Raw genomic sequence first — 15,299 nt, 5'->3', positions numbered from 1 at the left:
GTCCCGGCCTACGCTGGGACCATGAGCGACGACTACTGCGCCGCCCCGGCGGCCCCGACCCCGGCACCGGACCCGGCCGACGCCGGGCCGCCGTTCGCCGAGTGCGTGCTGTGCCGGAGGCCGACCGAGTACCCGGAGTCGCACAGGGGGATCACGCTGTGCCCCGTCTGCGAGTGGCAGGAGGCACAGCGGACCGCCTGTTCCGGGTGACGCTGACACTGACGGTGGCGTGACCGCTCGCCGAAGAGCCGATCTTCCGCCTGGCACACTGGAGGGCGTGAGCAGCGACCCGACCGTAGCCGACGCACCCGGCCGACCCGACGTACCCGGCTCGGCCGAGGACAGCCCCTTCCGATCCGAGCGCACCGCGCGCGACGAGGCCCCGCAGTTCGTGCTGCCGCTGGTCGTGCGCATCGAGAAGGCCGCTCCCCCGGCCCGCACGGACGCGCTGGAGACCGCGGCCCGCGCCGTGCTGACGATCCTCAGCGATGAGCGGGCCCTCGGGGACGGCGAGTGGGCGCAGGCGGTGCGGGACTGGCAGGACGCCCGGATCCGCAAGGTCGTACGACGGGCGCGTGGCGCCGAGTGGCGGCGGGCCGAGGCTCTGCCCGGCATCACGGTGACCGGGAAGTCCTCCGAGGTGCGCGTCTTCCCGCCGGTCCCCCTGGACGGCTGGCCGAAGGACCTGGTCAAGCTCCAGGTCTCCGGCACCGACCTCGACGACCCGGAGCCGCCGGTGGACGCGGACCCGACGGCGCCCGTGCTGTGGCTCAACCCCGATCTCGACATGTCGGCCGGCAAGACGATGGCGCAGGCCGGGCACGCCGCGCAGCTGGCCTGGTGGGAACTGTCGGACGAGCAGCGGGCGGCCTGGCGCGACGCCGGTTTCCCCCTCGCCGTCCGCACCGCCGACCCGGCCCGCTGGAGTGGACTCACCACCTCCGGGCTGCCGTTGGTGCGCGACGCCGGGTTCACGGAGATCGCGCCGGGGTCGTGCACGGTGGTGGCCGACCATCCGGCGCTGCGCTCCTGACCGATCCCGACCGACCCCGAGTGACCTACGGACCCGAGGAGGCGCGATGGCCGGGACCCGGCTGGACGGCAGGGTCGAACGCGGCAACCGCACACGGCAGTTGGTGCTCCGCCGCACCGTCGACATCGCCTCGGTCGAGGGACTGGAGGCACTGTCCGTGGGCCGTCTCGCCACCGAGCTCCAGCTCAGCAAGAGCGGAGTGTTCGCGCTCTTCGGCTCCAAGCAGGAACTGCAGCTGGCCACCGTGCGGGAAGCGGCGCGCATCTACGTCGAGCAGGTGATCCGGCCCGCGTCCGAGACCCCCGCCGGTGTCGCCCGGGTCTGGCGGCTGTGTGAACTCTGGCTGGACTACTCCCAGGGCCGGGTCTTCCCCGGCGGCTGTTTCTTCTACGAGGTCATCGCCGAGTTCGACGCCCGGTCGGGGCCCGTGCACGACGCCGTCGCGGAGGCCCAGCGGGACTGGGCGGCCCATGTGGAGCACACCATCACCGAGGCCCGGGACCTGGGTGAGCTGCGCTCCGACACGGATGCCGCGCAACTCGCCTTCGAGCTCATCGCGTTGATGGAGACGGCGAACGCGGTGTCGGTGCTGCGCGACGAGACGGACGTCTATCGCAGGGCCCGCGTCGCCATCCTCTCCCGGCTGCGCGCGGCGGCGACCGACCCGTCCCTCGTGCCCGAGCCCTCCCGGCCTGTCGAGCCCTCCCGACCCGCCGAGCCCTCCTGACACACCGAGCCTTTGACGCGGGAACCGTCACGGCCGGAAACAAGTAGCACGATCGTTCGCTCAGTTTTATGATCGACCGTATGACATCGACCGGAGTGGACATCGTCGAACTCGACCGGATCGCCGTGTACGAGTCGCTGCGGCTCGTCGGGCTGGCGCGGGGCACGGACTGGGAGCGGGACACACCGTGTGCGGGGTGGACGCTGCGGCGGCTGGTGGCGCACATGGCCGCGCAGCACCACGGGTTCGCGGCCGCCGCCCGGGGAGCGGGGCACGAGACGGCGTACTGGCGGGAGCCGGAGGACATGGGGGACCCGGAGCGGACCTACCGGGGAGCGGCGACGGCGGTGCTGGCCGCTTTCGCCGAACCGGGCGTGACGGAGGAGGAGTTCGTGCTGCCGGAGATCAGGGACGGGGGCGGGTTCCCCGGCGGGATGGCCCTCGGCTTCCACTTCGTCGACTACGTGGTGCACGCATGGGACGTCGCCGCCACGCTCGGCGTCGGACTCGATCTGCCGGACCACGTCCTCGGGGCCGCCCTGGCCGTGGCCCGCCTCGTACCGACGGATCCGGCCGGTCGCGGGCCGGGGTTCGCGTTCGCGCCGCCGGTCGACGTTCCCATGGGCGCGGATCCGCTGGACGAGGCGCTGCGGCTGCTCGGACGGACACCGGAGAAGTGGCCGCTGTCGACCGACGGCGCGGGTCCAGTCACGGCGCCCTCCGCGCCGCCGGTGCAGCCTGCCGACGACGTCGTCGTCACGTCGAGCCCGTCGCCCGCACCGCCGGGGCAGGTCAACACCGCCCGGCCGGAGCCCTCGGATCCGGACAAGGTACTGCGGTAGCCGGTGGGCCGCCTCGGGACCCCGGCGGAACCTCAAATGTTGCTCTGAACGTCCGGCGACTTGGGTTCGGCCCCGCTTCCCGGGGCCATGACTCCGTCACACCGGAACAGGGGTCCGTCGTGAGGAGACAGCGGCCGGGGTCGCGGCAGCCGGGGTTCGAGCGGTGACGGAGGAGGCGACATGACACAGCCGAGGCGGCTGGGGACGGGCATCGGGTGGCGGCCGGAGCTCGCCGAGGCCGTGGAGCGCATGCCCGGTATCGACTGGGTCGAGGCCGTGGCGGAGAACCTGTGCCCCGGGCATCTTCCCGAGTCGCTGCTGCGGCTGCGCGAGCGGGGCGTCACGGTGGTGCCGCACGGGGTCTCGCTCGGCCTCGGCGGCGCGGAGCGGCCCGAGGAGTCCCGGCTCACCGCCCTCGCGGAGCGGGCCGAGGCACTGGGCTCGCCTCTCGTCACGGAGCACATCGCGTTCGTACGGGCCGGGGGCGCGCTCACCGCGTCGCCCTCCCTGGAGGCCGGGCACCTGCTGCCGGTCCCCCGCACCCGGGACGCCCTCGACGTGCTGTGCGAGAACGTCCGTATCGCGCAGGAGGCCCTTCCCGTCCCGCTCGCGGTCGAGAACATCGCCGCGCTGATCTCCTGGCCCGGGGAGGAGATGACCGAGGGGCAGTTCCTGTACGACCTGGTGGACCGCACCGGCGTACGCCTCCTCATCGACGTGGCCAACCTCCACACGAACCACGTCAACCGGGGCGAGGACCCTTCGAAGGCCCTCGACGAACTCCCCGTCGAGGCCATCGCCTACGTCCACGTCGCCGGCGGCTTCGAACGGGACGGCGTCTGGCACGACAGCCACGCCCACCCCGTCCCCCGGCAGGTCCTCGACATCCTGGCCGACCTCGCCTCCCGCGTGACCCCACCGGGGGTCCTCCTGGAGCGCGACGAGAACTTCCCGGACCCGGGCGAACTGGAGAGGGAGCTCGGGGCGATCAGAGTCACCCTGACGAAGGCGCGGGCACGGGTCGTGAGGCCGTCCGAAACCCCGGCAGGCCCACACTCCGGTGCGGCCGCCGCCCCCGCGAGCGGCATCCCCGGGGCAGCCGGGAGCCACGAGGCCGGCGTGGCCGTGGGTGCGCGGCAGCGGCTGGCGCTCGGGCAGGCCGCGCTGTTGTCCGCGCTCGTCGCGGGTACCCCCGTGCCCGAGGGGTTCGACCGGGGACGACTGGGTGTGCAGGCGCGGGCGCTCGCGGCCAAGCGGGCGGACGTCGTCGCGAAGGTGGCGGTGGAGCTGCCGGAGATCCTCGGGGACGCGTACCGGCCGGCGTTCCTCGCGTACGCGCAACGGCATCCGATGAGCGGTGGGTACCGGCGCGACGCGTTGGACTTCGCCGAGTACATGCTGCTCGCGGGGCACCCCGAGGACGCGGAGACGCGGCGGCTGCGTGCGTGGTGGCAGGAGCGGTCCGGCCCGACCCCGCCGTCGCAGCGGCCCACGGCCCGGCTGGCCCGCGCGACCCGACGGGTAGTGCTGCGCCGCTGACCCCGCCCGCGTCACCGGAGCCGAGGCGCACTACTAAGCGCGCCGTAGTGCCTCGCCCCGGCAGAGTGTGCCGGGGCTAACACCGGGCCCCGTCCGACTGGATCCGACGTCCGTTTTCCAGGGCTTCCTGATGGTATGAACTCCGGGCTAACCACCCCATTCGACGCCTTCCGCCCACCCGGCAACCCTTACTCCTCGCACGGCAGTTGGCGTAGTGCCCGAAGTAATATGCCAACCCGCACCCGTAGCGCACTAGCGTGCGGTGCCGCAACAGGAGGCACCATGCGATCCATCAACCGCACCGGATTGGTCAGTGGGACAGGACTCATCATCGCGGCCCTCACCGCGACCCTCGCCGCCCTGATCTTTCCGATCTGGTCGTACGCGGACCGCGCCGGCACCGGCCTGGACACCCTGAACGCCCAGTCCGTGTCGACGCAGTTCGGTCCGCTGTCCGCACTGGACCGGGAGTTCATCACCAAGGTCCGGCTCGCCGGGCTGTGGGAGCTGCCCGCCGGCCAGCAGGCCGCGGAGCGCGGCACCACCCAGGCCGTGAAGACGGCGGGCGCGCACCTCGTCGAGGGCCACACATTCCTCGACGCACGCGTCCGCAACGTCGCCGCACGGCTCGGACTCGAGCTCCCGAACCAGCCCAACGCCCAGCAGCGGGGCTGGCTGGCCACGCTCGACGCCGCGCACGGCACGGACTACGACCAGAAGTTCGCGAACATCCTGCGCAGGGCGCACGGCAAGGTCTTCTCCGTCGTCGCCCAGGTCCGCGCGAACACCCGCAACTCCCTCGTACGGGACCTCGCCGACGACGCGAACACCACCGTGCTCGACCACATCAAGGTCCTCGAAGCCACCGGGTACGTGGACTTCGACGCCCTCGCCCAGGACGCCGCGACCGCGAGCCCGCCCCCGCTGACGGCTTCCCCGGCCCCGCCGGGTCCCATCGCGTCCCCGGACAGCCCCGTCCCCGTCACCCCGTCCGGAACCTATCCGCTGCCCCCGGCCGCTTACCGCCCCAAGGGCTAGCTGCGCGGCGCCCCTTGGGGAACGCCCCGGCGGACACCGGAACGTCACAGAGCCACAACGCTCCGTCCATATCGTGGGCATACCGTGGCGCCGACCTGGGCTCCTCGCGTAGAAACACGCCATGTTCTGGGTCCTCCTCCTGCTCCTGGCCTGGGCCGCGGCCGGTATCTCCTGCACTCGGCTGTGCCTGGCCGCCGTGCGCGCGGCGGCGGTCGACGCCGACGCGGCGCGCGGACACCACCTCACGCTGTACGAGGCGGCGTTCCTGTCCGGCGGCCCCGCCCGGGTCGCCGATCTGACCCTGGTGTCGATGGCCCGTCAGCGGCGGCTGTTGCTCGCGCACACGGGCTGGGCGACCGTCGTGGACCCGCGCGGTCGCGACGAGATGGAGTGCTCGGTGATAGGGGCGATAGGTCCGCAGGGGCAGTCCCGGATAGCGCCCGTACGGGCGAGCACGGCCGCCGCGGACTCCGTACACCGCCTCGCCGACCGTCTCGTCGCCGCGGGCCTCGCCGTGCCCGACGGCGCCCGCACCACCGTCGCGAGCGCCATCCGCCAGGTCCAGGCCGCCGCCGCGGCCGTCCTCGCGCTCGGCGCCGTCGCCGTGCTGATGCCCTCCCAGTCCCGGGGGAGCGAGAACGACGTGCCGATCGCCGTGTGGTTCTCGCTGCCGCTCATCCTCACCGTGAGCTGCCTCGCCATCGCCCGCATCGAGGTCCACCCGTACACGCGCTGGGCCTCCCCGGCCGGACAGCGGCTGCTCGGCACCCTCGCCCGGCACCCCGACGCCACCGGCGACGACCGTACGTACCTCACCTCGGTCGCCGTACGCGGCGTCCGCGCCGTCGACGAGCCGGAGCTGCGCGCGGCCTTCGCGCACCGCGACCGAAGCCCCGAGCGGCAGCGCTGACGGCGCCCGAGGGGGCGCATAGGGGTCATTGGGGCCGACACCGGCACCAGGTGCTTTACTTCATCAACTGACGAACCAAACATCCCTTTTGTCGCTGCCGTGCGCCGAAGGGGATACGCGATGAGAGCTGCCGTCCTGTACGGAACCACCGGGTCCTTGCTTCTGAGCGGCCTCGTCGCCGCCCCCGCGGGCGGCGCGGCGGCCTGGCCGAACCCCGCGGCCTCCCTCGAGGCGCGCGGCACCGTGGTCGCCGCCGCCCGTGCCGCGAAAGCCGGCATCCACTGGGGCGCGTGCCCCAAGGGGGACGACTTCCCGGTCGCGATGCGCTGCGGCACGGTCACGGTGCCGCTGGACTACGCGCAACCAGACGGGAAGAAGATCAAACTGACCGTCAGCCGCGCCGGCGCCACCGGCAAGGACCTGCGCAACTCCAAGCACAAGGTGCCGCGTCAGGGCTCCCTCGTCTACAACCCGGGCGGCCCGGGCGCGTCCGGCATGTACTTCCCGCTGATCGGCTTCCTCCCCGAGTGGAAACGCATCGCGGCCGCGTACGACCTCGTGGGCTACGCCCCGCGCGGTGTGGACCGCTCGGCCCCGTTGTCCTGCGAGGACCCGAAGCGCTTTCTGAAGGGGCCCGCGCAGTCGCCGACGAACCCCTCGGAGACGTACAAGAAGGAGCGCATCGCGGAGGCACAGGCGTACGCCCGCGGCTGCCTCAAGCGCTCCGGGCAGGGCATCCGGCACTACACCTCGCTCAACAACGCCCGCGACCTCGATGTGCTGCGCGCCGCGCTGGGCGAGCGGAAGCTGACGTTCATGGGGGCGTCGTACGGCACGTACTTCGGCGCCCTGTACGCGACGCTCTTCCCCTCGCACGTACGCCGGATGGTGTTCGACTCGGCGGTGAACCCCGCCCCCCGGCAGATCTGGTACCGGAACAACCTCGACCAGTCGGTCGCGTTCGAGGCCCGTTGGGCGGACTTCCGCGCGTGGATCGCCAGGCACGACAAGGAGTACGCGCTCGGCACCACGCCCGAAGCGGTGCTGCACAACTACGAGAAGGCGCGGGCACGGCTCGCCGCGGCGCCCGCGGGCGGCAAGGTGGGGCCGCGTCAGTTGCAAGGCGCGTTCCTGGCGGCGGGGTACTTCGACGACTACTGGCCGCAGCGCGCCCTGGCGCTGTCCGCCTATCTGAAGGGCGACCCGAAGCCGCTGATCCAGCAGGCCGGGCCGCATCCGGAGGCGTCGGCCGAGGCGGAGAACGGCAACGCGGTGTACACGGCCGTGGAGTGCAACGACGCGCCCTGGCCGACGAACTGGCGTACCTGGGACCGGGACAACACCCGGCTCGCGCGCGTGGCACCGTTCGAGACCTGGGACAACGTGTGGATGAACCTGCCGTGCGCCTACTGGCCGGTGCCGCGGCAGAAGCCCCTCGATGTGCGGACGCTGCCCGGCGCGCTGGCGCCGGTCCTGATCCTGGCGGCCGAGCGGGACGCGGCGACGCCCTACGAGGGGGCGGTGGAGCTCCAGCGGCGGCTGTCCGGCTCGGTCCTGGTGACCGAGAGCGGCGCCGGGACGCACGGGATCGCGGGCGGCCCCAACCAGTGCGTCAACGGCTACCTGGACGCGTACCTCCTGGAGGGCCGCCTCCCGGAGCGGCGCGCGGCGTGCGCCCCGCACGCGGAGCCGGAGCCGGCGGCGCCGGACGGTGACAAGACCGCCCGGCACGACGCACACGCCCGTGAGGACGCGAAGACGGCCCGCCAGGCTCCCTGATCAGGCGAGCCCGGCGACCAGCTCGGCCACGGACTTACGGCGGCCGGTGTAGAACGGGACCTCCTCGCGGACGTGCATGCGGGCCTCGGAGGCGCGCAGGTGGCGCATGAGGTCGACGATGCGGTACAGCTCGTCGGCCTCGAACGCGAGCATCCACTCGTAGTCGCCGAGGGAGAACGAGGCGACCGTGTTGGCGCGCACGTCCGGGTAGCCGCGGGCCATCTTGCCGTGGTCGGCGAGCATGCGGCGGCGGTCCTCGTCGGGCAGCAGGTACCAGTCGTAGGAGCGCACGAAGGGGTAGACGCTCACATAGTTGCGCGGCGTCTCGTCGGCGAGGAACGCCGGGATGTGCGAGCGGTTGAACTCGGCGGGGCGGTGCAGCGCCATGTTCGACCAGACCGGCTCCAGGGCGCGACCCAGCCTGGTGCGGCGGAAGAGGTTGTACGCCTCCTGGAGCTGGTCGCTGGTCTCGGCGTGCCACCAGATCATCAGGTCGGCGTCGGCGCGCAGCCCCGACACGTCGTACGTCCCGCGGACGGTGACGTCCTTCGCGGCGAGCTGGTCGAAGAGCTCCTGGACCTCGTCGGCGAAGCCGGCGCGGTCCTCGGGCAGCACGTCCTTCAGCTTGAACACGGACCACAGGGTGTAGCGGATGACCTCGTTGAGGTCCTTGGCCAGCTTGCCCTTGTTCGGGACCCTGCCGGACTCGGTGGTGGGGGCGTCGTCACTCATGAGGCTATTCTCCCGCTCCGCCGTGCAGGCTCTGCACCGGGTTCGCCCTCAGCGCCTCCAGTCCGGCGCGGTCGCCGCCGAGCTGGTCCACGGCGGCGTACGCGCTCGCGACGCACGCGGGGATGCCGACCCCGTCGTACGCCGCGCCGCAGACGGCGAGCCCCGGGAGCTTGGCCACGTGCTCGCGGACGCGGGCCACGCGCGTGTGGTGCCCGACCGGGTACTGCGGCAGGCCGTCGTCCCACCGGGTCACCCGGGTCGCCACGGGCTCGGCGGCCAGGCCGGTGGCCTCCCGCAGGTCGTGCCGGGAGACGTCCACGAGGTCGGCGTCGTCGCGGCCCAGCACCTCCGTCTCGCCGTACCGACCGACGGAGGTGCGCAGGACGAGCAGGTCGGGGTTCTCCTCGGCGATCCAGCCCCACTTCCGGGAGGCGAAGGTGGATGCCTTGATGGTGTGGCCGTCCACCGGTGGCACCAGGAAACCGCTCCCTTCGGGGAGGGTGATGTCCGCGCGCCGGTAGGCCAGCGTCACCAGCGCCATGGAGGCGTACTCGACACCGGCCAGCTCGGTGGCCGCCGCGGGCGCCTCGGCCCTCAGCAGGGCGGCGGCCGGGCCTGCGGGCACCGCCACGACGACCCCGTCCGCGTGCAGGACGCGTCCCCCGGCCACCACCCGCCAGCCGCCGTCCCCGGCGCGGCGCAGCTCCGTCACCGTGGCGCCGGTGAGGATCTCGCCGCCCCGCGCGCGCACCGACCGCGCGACCGCGAGCGGGAGTTGGCCCACTCCGCCCTCGATGCCCATGAACACCGGTCCGGTCTGCTGGGCCGCGGCCGCCTTCGCCTGGATCTCACGGACCGCCTCGGTCAGGGAGACATGGGTGCGGAGGGCGGCGAACAGCTGGGGGACGGCCAGCCGCATCGAGATGCGGTACGCGTCGCCCGCGTAGACGCCGCCCAGGAGGGGCTCGACCAGGCGGTCGACGACCTCGCGGCCGAGGCGTGCCGCCACGTACTCCCCCACGGCCACGTCGTCGCCGACTTCCGTGCGGGGCAGCTCGGCGTCGCGCTCGATGCGGGCCAGGCCCTCGTCGGAGAGGACTCCGGAGAGGGCGGCGGCCGTGCCGGGCACGCCCATGACATGGCCCTTGGGCATGGGGCGCAGCACGCCGCGCGTCCACAGGGAGGCGGTCGCGGTGGCGGGCGGCTGGAGACGGTCGGCGAGGCCCACCTCGCGGGCGAGCGCGACCGCTTCCGGGCGGCGGGCGAGCATCGACTCGGCGCCGAGGTCGACCCGTGCGCCCGCGATCTCGCCGGGCAGGAGCTTGCCGCCGACGCGGTCCGACGCCTCGAGGACGGTCACCCGCGCGCCGCGGTCCAGCAGGCGGTGGGCGGCGGCCAGACCGGCGATGCCGCCCCCGACGACGACGACCTGTCCCGTACCCGTACGACTGTCCTGTGCGCGCATGACTCCACCTTCTCAGACCCCGCCGGCAGGCCCGCCGGGACCCGGAGCCGTCGTCCGGTACGGCGGTGCCCTGCGCGAGTCCCGACCGTGACCGCATCGGGATCGGATCCGGCAAACGTCGCGCCCGGCCCCGGCGTCGAAGGAAGGTCAGCAGTCGCCAGCCACGGGGGTACGCCCACATGCACACACGACGTTCCGCACGAACGGGCCCGGTTTTCGCCGGGATGGTTCTCGCCGCCGCCCTCGCGGTGACGGGCTGCGGCGCCGCCGGCGGTGGCTCCGCCTCCAGCGCCGACAAGGCGGCCGCGCCGGGCGCCGAGAACGCCCGCCCGGGCGCGGCGGACAGTGTCGCCTCGGGCGCGGGCGGCGCAAAGTCCGCCCACCCGTCCAAGGCCACCGGCACATCCGTGCCGGCCGGCAGCCACATCATCCGCACCGCCTCGCTGACCCTGCAGGTCAAGGACGTGCCCAAGGCGCTGGACTCCGCCCGCACCGCGGCCGTCGACGCGGGTGGCTACGTCGGCGACGAGACGACCACCCGGGACGGCGGGGGCCGCGAGCGCACCCGAGCCGTACTGCGTGTGCCCACCGCCCGCTACGACGCGGTGCTCTCCTCCCTGGAGGGCACCGGGAAGGTCGTCGAGCGGACGGCGAAGGCGGAGGACGTCACCGACCAGGTCGTCGACGTGGAGAGCCGCGTCAAGTCGCAGCGCGTCAGCGTGGCCCGGGTCCGCGAGCTGATGGACCAGGCCACCAAGCTCAGCGATGTGGTCGCCCTGGAAGGCGAGTTGAGCACCCGCGAATCGGACCTCGACGCCCTGCTCGCCCAGCAGGCGTCCCTGAAGGACCGCACCGGCCTGGCCACCATCACGCTCTCCCTCTCCGAGACCCCGCTGAAGCAAGCCGCGAAGAAGTCCGGCACGCCGGGCTTCGTGGACGCGCTGACGGGCGGCTGGGACGCGTTCGTCACGATGCTGCGCTGGATCGCCGTGGTGTTCGGCGTAGTGCTCCCGTTCCTGCTGAGCGCCGGGCTCCTCCTGGCGCTGTGGCTGCGGCTCGCCCGCACGGGGCAGCCGCGCCGGCCCGGGGCCGAAGCGGCTCCCGCGGGCGCGGGTTCGCTGCCGGTGGCACCGCCGGTGCGCGAGGAGGGTGGCGACGAGGACTGAAATGCCCGGTCCCCGTAGCGTGTTCGCATGAGCATGAGCCGTACGGAGCGACTGGTCGTGATCGGGGGTGACGCGGCGGGCATGTCCGCCGCGTCACAGGCACGCCGGATGCGCGGGCCCGACGAACTGGAGATCGTGGCGTTCGAACGCGGTCACTTCAGCTCCTACTCGGCCTGCGGCATCCCGTACTGGGTGGGCGGCGACGTCCCCGAGCGGGACCGGCTGATCGCCCGGAGCCCGGCGGAACACCGGGAGCGCGCGATCGACCTGCGGATGCGCACCGAGGTCACGGAGATCGATGTCGCCGGGGGCCGCGTCCGCTCGCTCGACCTCGAGACCGGGGCCGAGGAGTGGACCTCGTACGACAAACTCGTGATCGCGACCGGCGCCCGTCCGGTCCGCCCCGACCTGCCGGGCGTCGACGCTCCGGGCGTGCACGGCGTGCAGACCCTGGACGACGGCCAGGCCCTCCTGGACACACTGGCGACGACCGAGGGGCGTCGCGCGGTGGTCGTCGGCGCGGGCTACATCGGCGTGGAGATGGCCGAGGCGCTCATCAACCGCGGGTACGAGGTGACGGTCGTCAACCGCGGCAAGGAGCCGATGTCCACCCTCGACCCCGACATGGGCCGCCTGGTGCACACGGCCATGGAGAACCTCGGCATCACCATGGTCAACGACGCCGAGATCACCAAGCTCCTCACCGGGGACGCGGGCCGGGTCCGCGCGGTGGCCACCGAGGACGCGGAGTACCCGGCGGACGTGGTCGTGCTCGGCATCGGCGTACGCCCCGAGACCACGCTCGCACGGGCCGCGGGACTCCCCCTGGGCGAGCACGGCGGGCTGCTCACCGACCTGGCGATGCGGGTGCGGGGACACGAGAACATCTGGGCCGGCGGCGACTGCGTCGAGGTGCTCGACCTGATCTCGGGACGCGAACGGCACATCGCGCTGGGCACGCACGCCAACAAGCACGGGCAGGTCATCGGCTCCAATGTGGGCGGCGGGTACGCGACCTTCCCCGGTGTCGTCGGTACGGCCGTGAGCAAGGTCTGCGATCTGGAGATCGCCCGCACCGGGCTGCGCGAGAAGGACGCGCACCGGGCGGGCCTGCGGTTCGAGGCCGTCACCATCGAGTCGACCAGCCGCGCGGGCTACTACCCGGACGCGGACCTCATGACGGTGAAGATGCTCGCCGAGCGCCGCACGGGGCGGCTGCTCGGCGTGCAGATCGTCGGCGGCGAAGGCGCGGCGAAGCGGGTCGACATCGCCGCGGTGGCGCTGACCGCGGGCATGACGGTGGAACAGATGACATCCCTGGACCTGGGCTACGCACCCCCGTTCTCACCCGTGTGGGACCCCATCCTGGTCGCGGCACGCAAGGCGGTGACGGCGGTACGCGAAAACGCCGCGTAAGTGGAGCGCCCCGAACGGGCGCGGGGCTGTGACATACGCGGGGCTGTGAGACATATGCGGCTCCGCCGCGTGGGCGCGACCAGCCACAGAGCGTCCGCAGTCAACACTCAACCGCTACGCGTCTACGCAGACTCGTGTCCCGCGTTCCCGTTGATCCGGTCTATCGCCTGCCGCGCCTGCTCGGCCGGCGGCCGCGCCGGAAGCGAGGACACCGACGCCGACGCGGTGACGGCCGCGGGCTGCGTGGTGGGCGGCTTGGCGTGGGCGGCCGACCGCGCGGAGCGCAGTCGGTGGCTGACGGCCTCGTCGAGGGTCACCGGCCGTTGCATGCGCGCCGCGAGCCGTCCGGCCTCCTGGCCGAGCGCGGCGACGTCCTCCCAGGGGAGGTGCAGCACCAGGGCGATTTCCGCCTCGCCGTCGGGCAGGGCATGCATCGGAGGAGTAACTCGGTCGTTCATCGCCTGTGTCCTCACGTCTCTCGCGTCGCGTCTTCGTCGCGGCGCGGGCGGTTGAGGAGACATACGGATGCGGGGGCGGGGCCGTTCACGGATTCACCCGGCGTATCCCGGGCACTAGTTCCTCGTGGTCATCCCCGTCCATGACGTGAACCCGGTGCGCCGCACGCCCTATGTGACGTATGCGCTGATCGCCGCCAATGTTCTGGTGTTCCTCTACACGCCCGGCCTCGCGGGATCGGTGGCGGGTGACAGCGGGCTCTCCCAGCTGTGCCATCTGCACGCGTTCCTGGAGCACTACGCCGCGGTGCCGCAGGAGTTGCTCCACCACCAACTGCCCCGCCTGGTCCCGACCGGCGACGTCGGCGTCGGGGCAGGGGGCCCCGGGTGTCTGGTGGGGCCGCCGACGTACGACAAGTCGCCGCCGCTCTCGGTCCTCACCGCGATGTTCCTGCACGGCAGCTGGCTGCATCTGCTCGGCAACATGCTCTTCCTGCTGATCTTCGGCAACAACATCGAGGACCGCCTCGGACATGTGCGGTTCGCGGTGTTCTACGTGGCGTGCGGTTACGCGGCGGCGTACGGCTTCGCGTACCTCAACACCGACTCGACCGACCCGCTGATCGGCGCCTCCGGAGCGATCGCCGGAGTCCTCGGCGCCTATCTGGTGCTCTATCCGAGGGCCAGGGTCTGGGTGCTCGTCCCGTTCCTGGTCTTCCTGCCGCTGCGACTGCCCGCGTGGCTGGTGCTGGGCTTCTGGTTCGCGTTGCAGGCGGTGTACTCGTCCGGCGGCGGCGTCTCCACCGCCGGAACCGTGGCGTACGAGGCCCACGTGGTCGGCTTCCTCGTGGGGATGCTGCTGGCCTGGCCGCTGCGCCCGGGCACCCCGCCACCGCCGGAACCGCGCAGCCTGCTGTTCGGCAGACAGGCGCGGCACGGCTGGTGAGGCTGGCGGCGTCGAGGCGCGCGGCGTCCCCCGTAGGGCGTCCCCCGTAGAAGGTCAGCGCGCGGTCTGCTGGTGGACGTGCTCCACGAGACGGGTCAGCGCGTCCGGGTCGGTGCTCGGCGGAACGCCGTGGCCGAGGTTGAAGACGTGACCCTCGAGACCGGCGGCGGCGTCCAGCACCTCGCGGGTCTTGGCCTCCACGGCCTCGGTGGTGGAGAAGAGGACGGCGGGGTCGAGGTTGCCCTGGAGCGCCTTGCCGGGGCCGACGCGGCGGGCGGCCTCGTCGAGCGGGACGCGCCAGTCGACGCCGACGACGTCCGCGCCCGCCTCGCCCATGAGGCCGAGCAGTTCGCCGGTGCCGACGCCGAAGTGGATGCGCGGCACGCCGTACCCGGCCACGGACTCGAAGACCTTGGTGGACGCGGGCATCACCGAGCGCCGGTAGTCGGCGGGTGCCAGGGCGCCGACCCAGGAGTCGAAGAGCTGGACGGCGCTGGCGCCCGCCTCGATCTGCACCTTCAGGAAGGCGGAGGTGATCTCGGCGAGACGGTCGAGCAGGTCGGCCCACAGCTGCGGGTCGCCGTACATGAGCGCCTTGGTGTGCTCGTGGTTCTTGGACGGACCGCCCTCCACGAGGTAACTCGCGAGAGTGAAAGGCGCGCCCGCGAAACCGATGAGCGGGGTCTCGCCGAGCTCGGCCGTCAGGAGCTTGATCGCCTCGGTGACGTACCAGACGTCCTCGGGGGTCAGGTCGCGCAGCTGGGCCAGGTCGGCGCGGGTGCGGATCGGGTTCTCGACGACCGGGCCGACGCCCGGCTTGATGTCGAGGTCGATGCCGATGGCCTTCAGCGGGACGACGATGTCGCTGAAGTAGATCGCCGCGTCCACGTTGTGCCGGCGCACCGGCTGGAGGGTGATCTCGGCGACCAGCTCCGGCCGCATGCAGGACTCCAGCATGGGAATGCCCTCGCGCACCTTGAGGTACTCGGGCAGCGAGCGACCGGCCTGCCGCATGAACCACACGGGCGTGTGCGGCACGGGCTCGCGCCTGCACGCCTTGAGGAAGGCGGACTCGTACGTGGCTGTCGGCGGCTGGCCCGCGGCGGGGCGGTCATTGGCACTCACGACGGAAAGTCTCGCACGCCCCGCCGGCCCGCGAGTGCCGGGCTCCGGCGCCCGGAGCGGTCCGCTCCCGCCTGCGCTTTCGTGCGGCACGATCCGGACAGTGGTCCCGCGCACGGGTGTCTCTCC

The 15,299-nt window shown here is 72.8% G+C and carries 15 protein-coding genes; 11 read left to right on the top strand and 4 right to left on the bottom strand.

The features are described from left to right. The first annotated feature begins 21 nt into the window (after positions 1-21). From AAFF41_RS35355 to AAFF41_RS35320, 8 genes are all read left to right on the top strand, one after another. Positions 22-210 (top strand): hypothetical protein, encoded by a 189-nt coding sequence (locus AAFF41_RS35355; protein WP_319748565.1) that lies wholly within the window; start codon positions 22-24, stop codon positions 208-210. 67 nt (positions 211-277) lie between these two features. Continuing rightward, positions 278-1,033, top strand: a complete 756-nt coding sequence (locus AAFF41_RS35350; protein ID WP_319748564.1) for a peptidyl-tRNA hydrolase — start codon at positions 278-280, stop codon at positions 1,031-1,033. Positions 1,034-1,079: 46 nt separating this feature from the next. Beyond that, positions 1,080-1,760, top strand: a complete 681-nt coding sequence (locus AAFF41_RS35345; protein ID WP_343325198.1) for a TetR/AcrR family transcriptional regulator — start codon at positions 1,080-1,082, stop codon at positions 1,758-1,760. Positions 1,761-1,840: 80 nt separating this feature from the next. Then, on the top strand, positions 1,841-2,602 hold the full coding sequence (locus AAFF41_RS35340; RefSeq protein WP_343325197.1) for a TIGR03086 family metal-binding protein: 762 nt from the start codon (positions 1,841-1,843) through the stop codon (positions 2,600-2,602). 180 nt (positions 2,603-2,782) lie between these two features. Then, entirely contained in the window at positions 2,783-4,141 is a 1,359-nt protein-coding gene (locus tag AAFF41_RS35335) for an MbnB/TglH/ChrH family RiPP precursor modification enzyme (RefSeq protein WP_343325196.1), read from the top strand. Between the two features lie 282 nt (positions 4,142-4,423). Further along, positions 4,424-5,179 (top strand): DUF4142 domain-containing protein, encoded by a 756-nt coding sequence (locus tag AAFF41_RS35330; protein ID WP_343325195.1) that lies wholly within the window; start codon positions 4,424-4,426, stop codon positions 5,177-5,179. Positions 5,180-5,300: 121 nt separating this feature from the next. Continuing rightward, on the top strand, positions 5,301-6,089 hold the full coding sequence (locus AAFF41_RS35325) for a TIGR04222 domain-containing membrane protein (protein ID WP_319748559.1): 789 nt from the start codon (positions 5,301-5,303) through the stop codon (positions 6,087-6,089). 120 nt (positions 6,090-6,209) lie between these two features. After that, positions 6,210-7,868: an alpha/beta hydrolase gene (locus AAFF41_RS35320; protein WP_319748558.1), complete on the top strand. Its 1,659-nt coding sequence runs from the start codon at positions 6,210-6,212 to the stop codon at positions 7,866-7,868. Here the strand turns inward: AAFF41_RS35320 and hemQ are convergent, their stop codons facing one another. After that, on the bottom strand, positions 7,869-8,600 hold the full coding sequence (gene hemQ / locus AAFF41_RS35315) for a hydrogen peroxide-dependent heme synthase (RefSeq protein WP_054233999.1): 732 nt from the start codon (positions 8,598-8,600) through the stop codon (positions 7,869-7,871). A gap of 4 nt (positions 8,601-8,604) precedes the next feature. Continuing rightward, positions 8,605-10,065, bottom strand: coding sequence for a protoporphyrinogen oxidase (gene hemG, locus AAFF41_RS35310; protein ID WP_319748557.1), 1,461 nt, complete (start codon positions 10,063-10,065; stop codon positions 8,605-8,607). A gap of 179 nt (positions 10,066-10,244) precedes the next feature. Here hemG and AAFF41_RS35305 point away from each other — a divergent pair, with 179 nt between their 5' ends. Together AAFF41_RS35305 and AAFF41_RS35300 are read left to right on the top strand one after the other, a co-directional pair. Continuing rightward, a complete protein-coding gene (locus tag AAFF41_RS35305) occupies positions 10,245-11,231 on the top strand; it encodes a DUF4349 domain-containing protein (protein WP_319748556.1) in 987 nt (328 codons plus the stop codon). Between the two features lie 27 nt (positions 11,232-11,258). After that, positions 11,259-12,647, top strand: coding sequence for an FAD-dependent oxidoreductase (locus AAFF41_RS35300; protein WP_319748555.1), 1,389 nt, complete (start codon positions 11,259-11,261; stop codon positions 12,645-12,647). A 122-nt stretch (positions 12,648-12,769) separates the two neighbouring features. On the opposite strand, the gene AAFF41_RS35295 is transcribed toward AAFF41_RS35300, so the two are convergent. Further along, positions 12,770-13,105, bottom strand: a complete 336-nt coding sequence (locus tag AAFF41_RS35295) for a hypothetical protein (protein WP_082417462.1) — start codon at positions 13,103-13,105, stop codon at positions 12,770-12,772. A gap of 124 nt (positions 13,106-13,229) precedes the next feature. Here AAFF41_RS35295 and AAFF41_RS35290 point away from each other — a divergent pair, with 124 nt between their 5' ends. Next, positions 13,230-14,048 carry a rhomboid family intramembrane serine protease gene (locus AAFF41_RS35290; protein ID WP_319748554.1) on the top strand — a complete coding sequence of 273 codons (819 nt, stop codon included), beginning with the start codon at positions 13,230-13,232 and terminating at the stop codon, positions 14,046-14,048. Between the two features lie 54 nt (positions 14,049-14,102). On the opposite strand, the gene hemE is transcribed toward AAFF41_RS35290, so the two are convergent. Continuing rightward, positions 14,103-15,173: a uroporphyrinogen decarboxylase gene (hemE, locus tag AAFF41_RS35285; protein WP_319748553.1), complete on the bottom strand. Its 1,071-nt coding sequence runs from the start codon at positions 15,171-15,173 to the stop codon at positions 14,103-14,105. Positions 15,174-15,299: the final 126 nt, after the last annotated feature.

Origin of the sequence: Streptomyces mirabilis, assembly GCF_039503195.1 — a bacterium.
GTDB lineage: Bacteria > Actinomycetota > Actinomycetes > Streptomycetales > Streptomycetaceae > Streptomyces > Streptomyces mirabilis_D.
This window is presented reverse-complemented; position numbering and strand designations above follow the sequence as displayed.

Excerpts from the sequence above, each read along its gene's own strand:
- AAFF41_RS35355 (WP_319748565.1), top strand. The coding sequence starts at position 22 with ATGAGCGACGACTACTGCGCCGCCCCGGCGGCCCCGACCCCGGCACCG.
- AAFF41_RS35345 (WP_343325198.1), top strand. The coding sequence starts at position 1,080 with ATGGCCGGGACCCGGCTGGACGGCAGGGTCGAACGCGGCAACCGCACA.
- AAFF41_RS35340 (WP_343325197.1), top strand. The coding sequence starts at position 1,841 with ATGACATCGACCGGAGTGGACATCGTCGAACTCGACCGGATCGCCGTG.
- AAFF41_RS35335 (WP_343325196.1), top strand. The coding sequence starts at position 2,783 with ATGACACAGCCGAGGCGGCTGGGGACGGGCATCGGGTGGCGGCCGGAG.
- AAFF41_RS35330 (WP_343325195.1), top strand. The coding sequence starts at position 4,424 with ATGCGATCCATCAACCGCACCGGATTGGTCAGTGGGACAGGACTCATC.
- AAFF41_RS35325 (WP_319748559.1), top strand. The coding sequence starts at position 5,301 with ATGTTCTGGGTCCTCCTCCTGCTCCTGGCCTGGGCCGCGGCCGGTATC.
- AAFF41_RS35320 (WP_319748558.1), top strand. The coding sequence starts at position 6,210 with ATGAGAGCTGCCGTCCTGTACGGAACCACCGGGTCCTTGCTTCTGAGC.
- hemQ (WP_054233999.1), bottom strand. The coding sequence starts at position 8,600 with ATGAGTGACGACGCCCCCACCACCGAGTCCGGCAGGGTCCCGAACAAG.
- hemG (WP_319748557.1), bottom strand. The coding sequence starts at position 10,065 with ATGCGCGCACAGGACAGTCGTACGGGTACGGGACAGGTCGTCGTCGTC.
- AAFF41_RS35305 (WP_319748556.1), top strand. The coding sequence starts at position 10,245 with ATGCACACACGACGTTCCGCACGAACGGGCCCGGTTTTCGCCGGGATG.
- AAFF41_RS35300 (WP_319748555.1), top strand. The coding sequence starts at position 11,259 with ATGAGCATGAGCCGTACGGAGCGACTGGTCGTGATCGGGGGTGACGCG.
- AAFF41_RS35295 (WP_082417462.1), bottom strand. The coding sequence starts at position 13,105 with ATGAACGACCGAGTTACTCCTCCGATGCATGCCCTGCCCGACGGCGAG.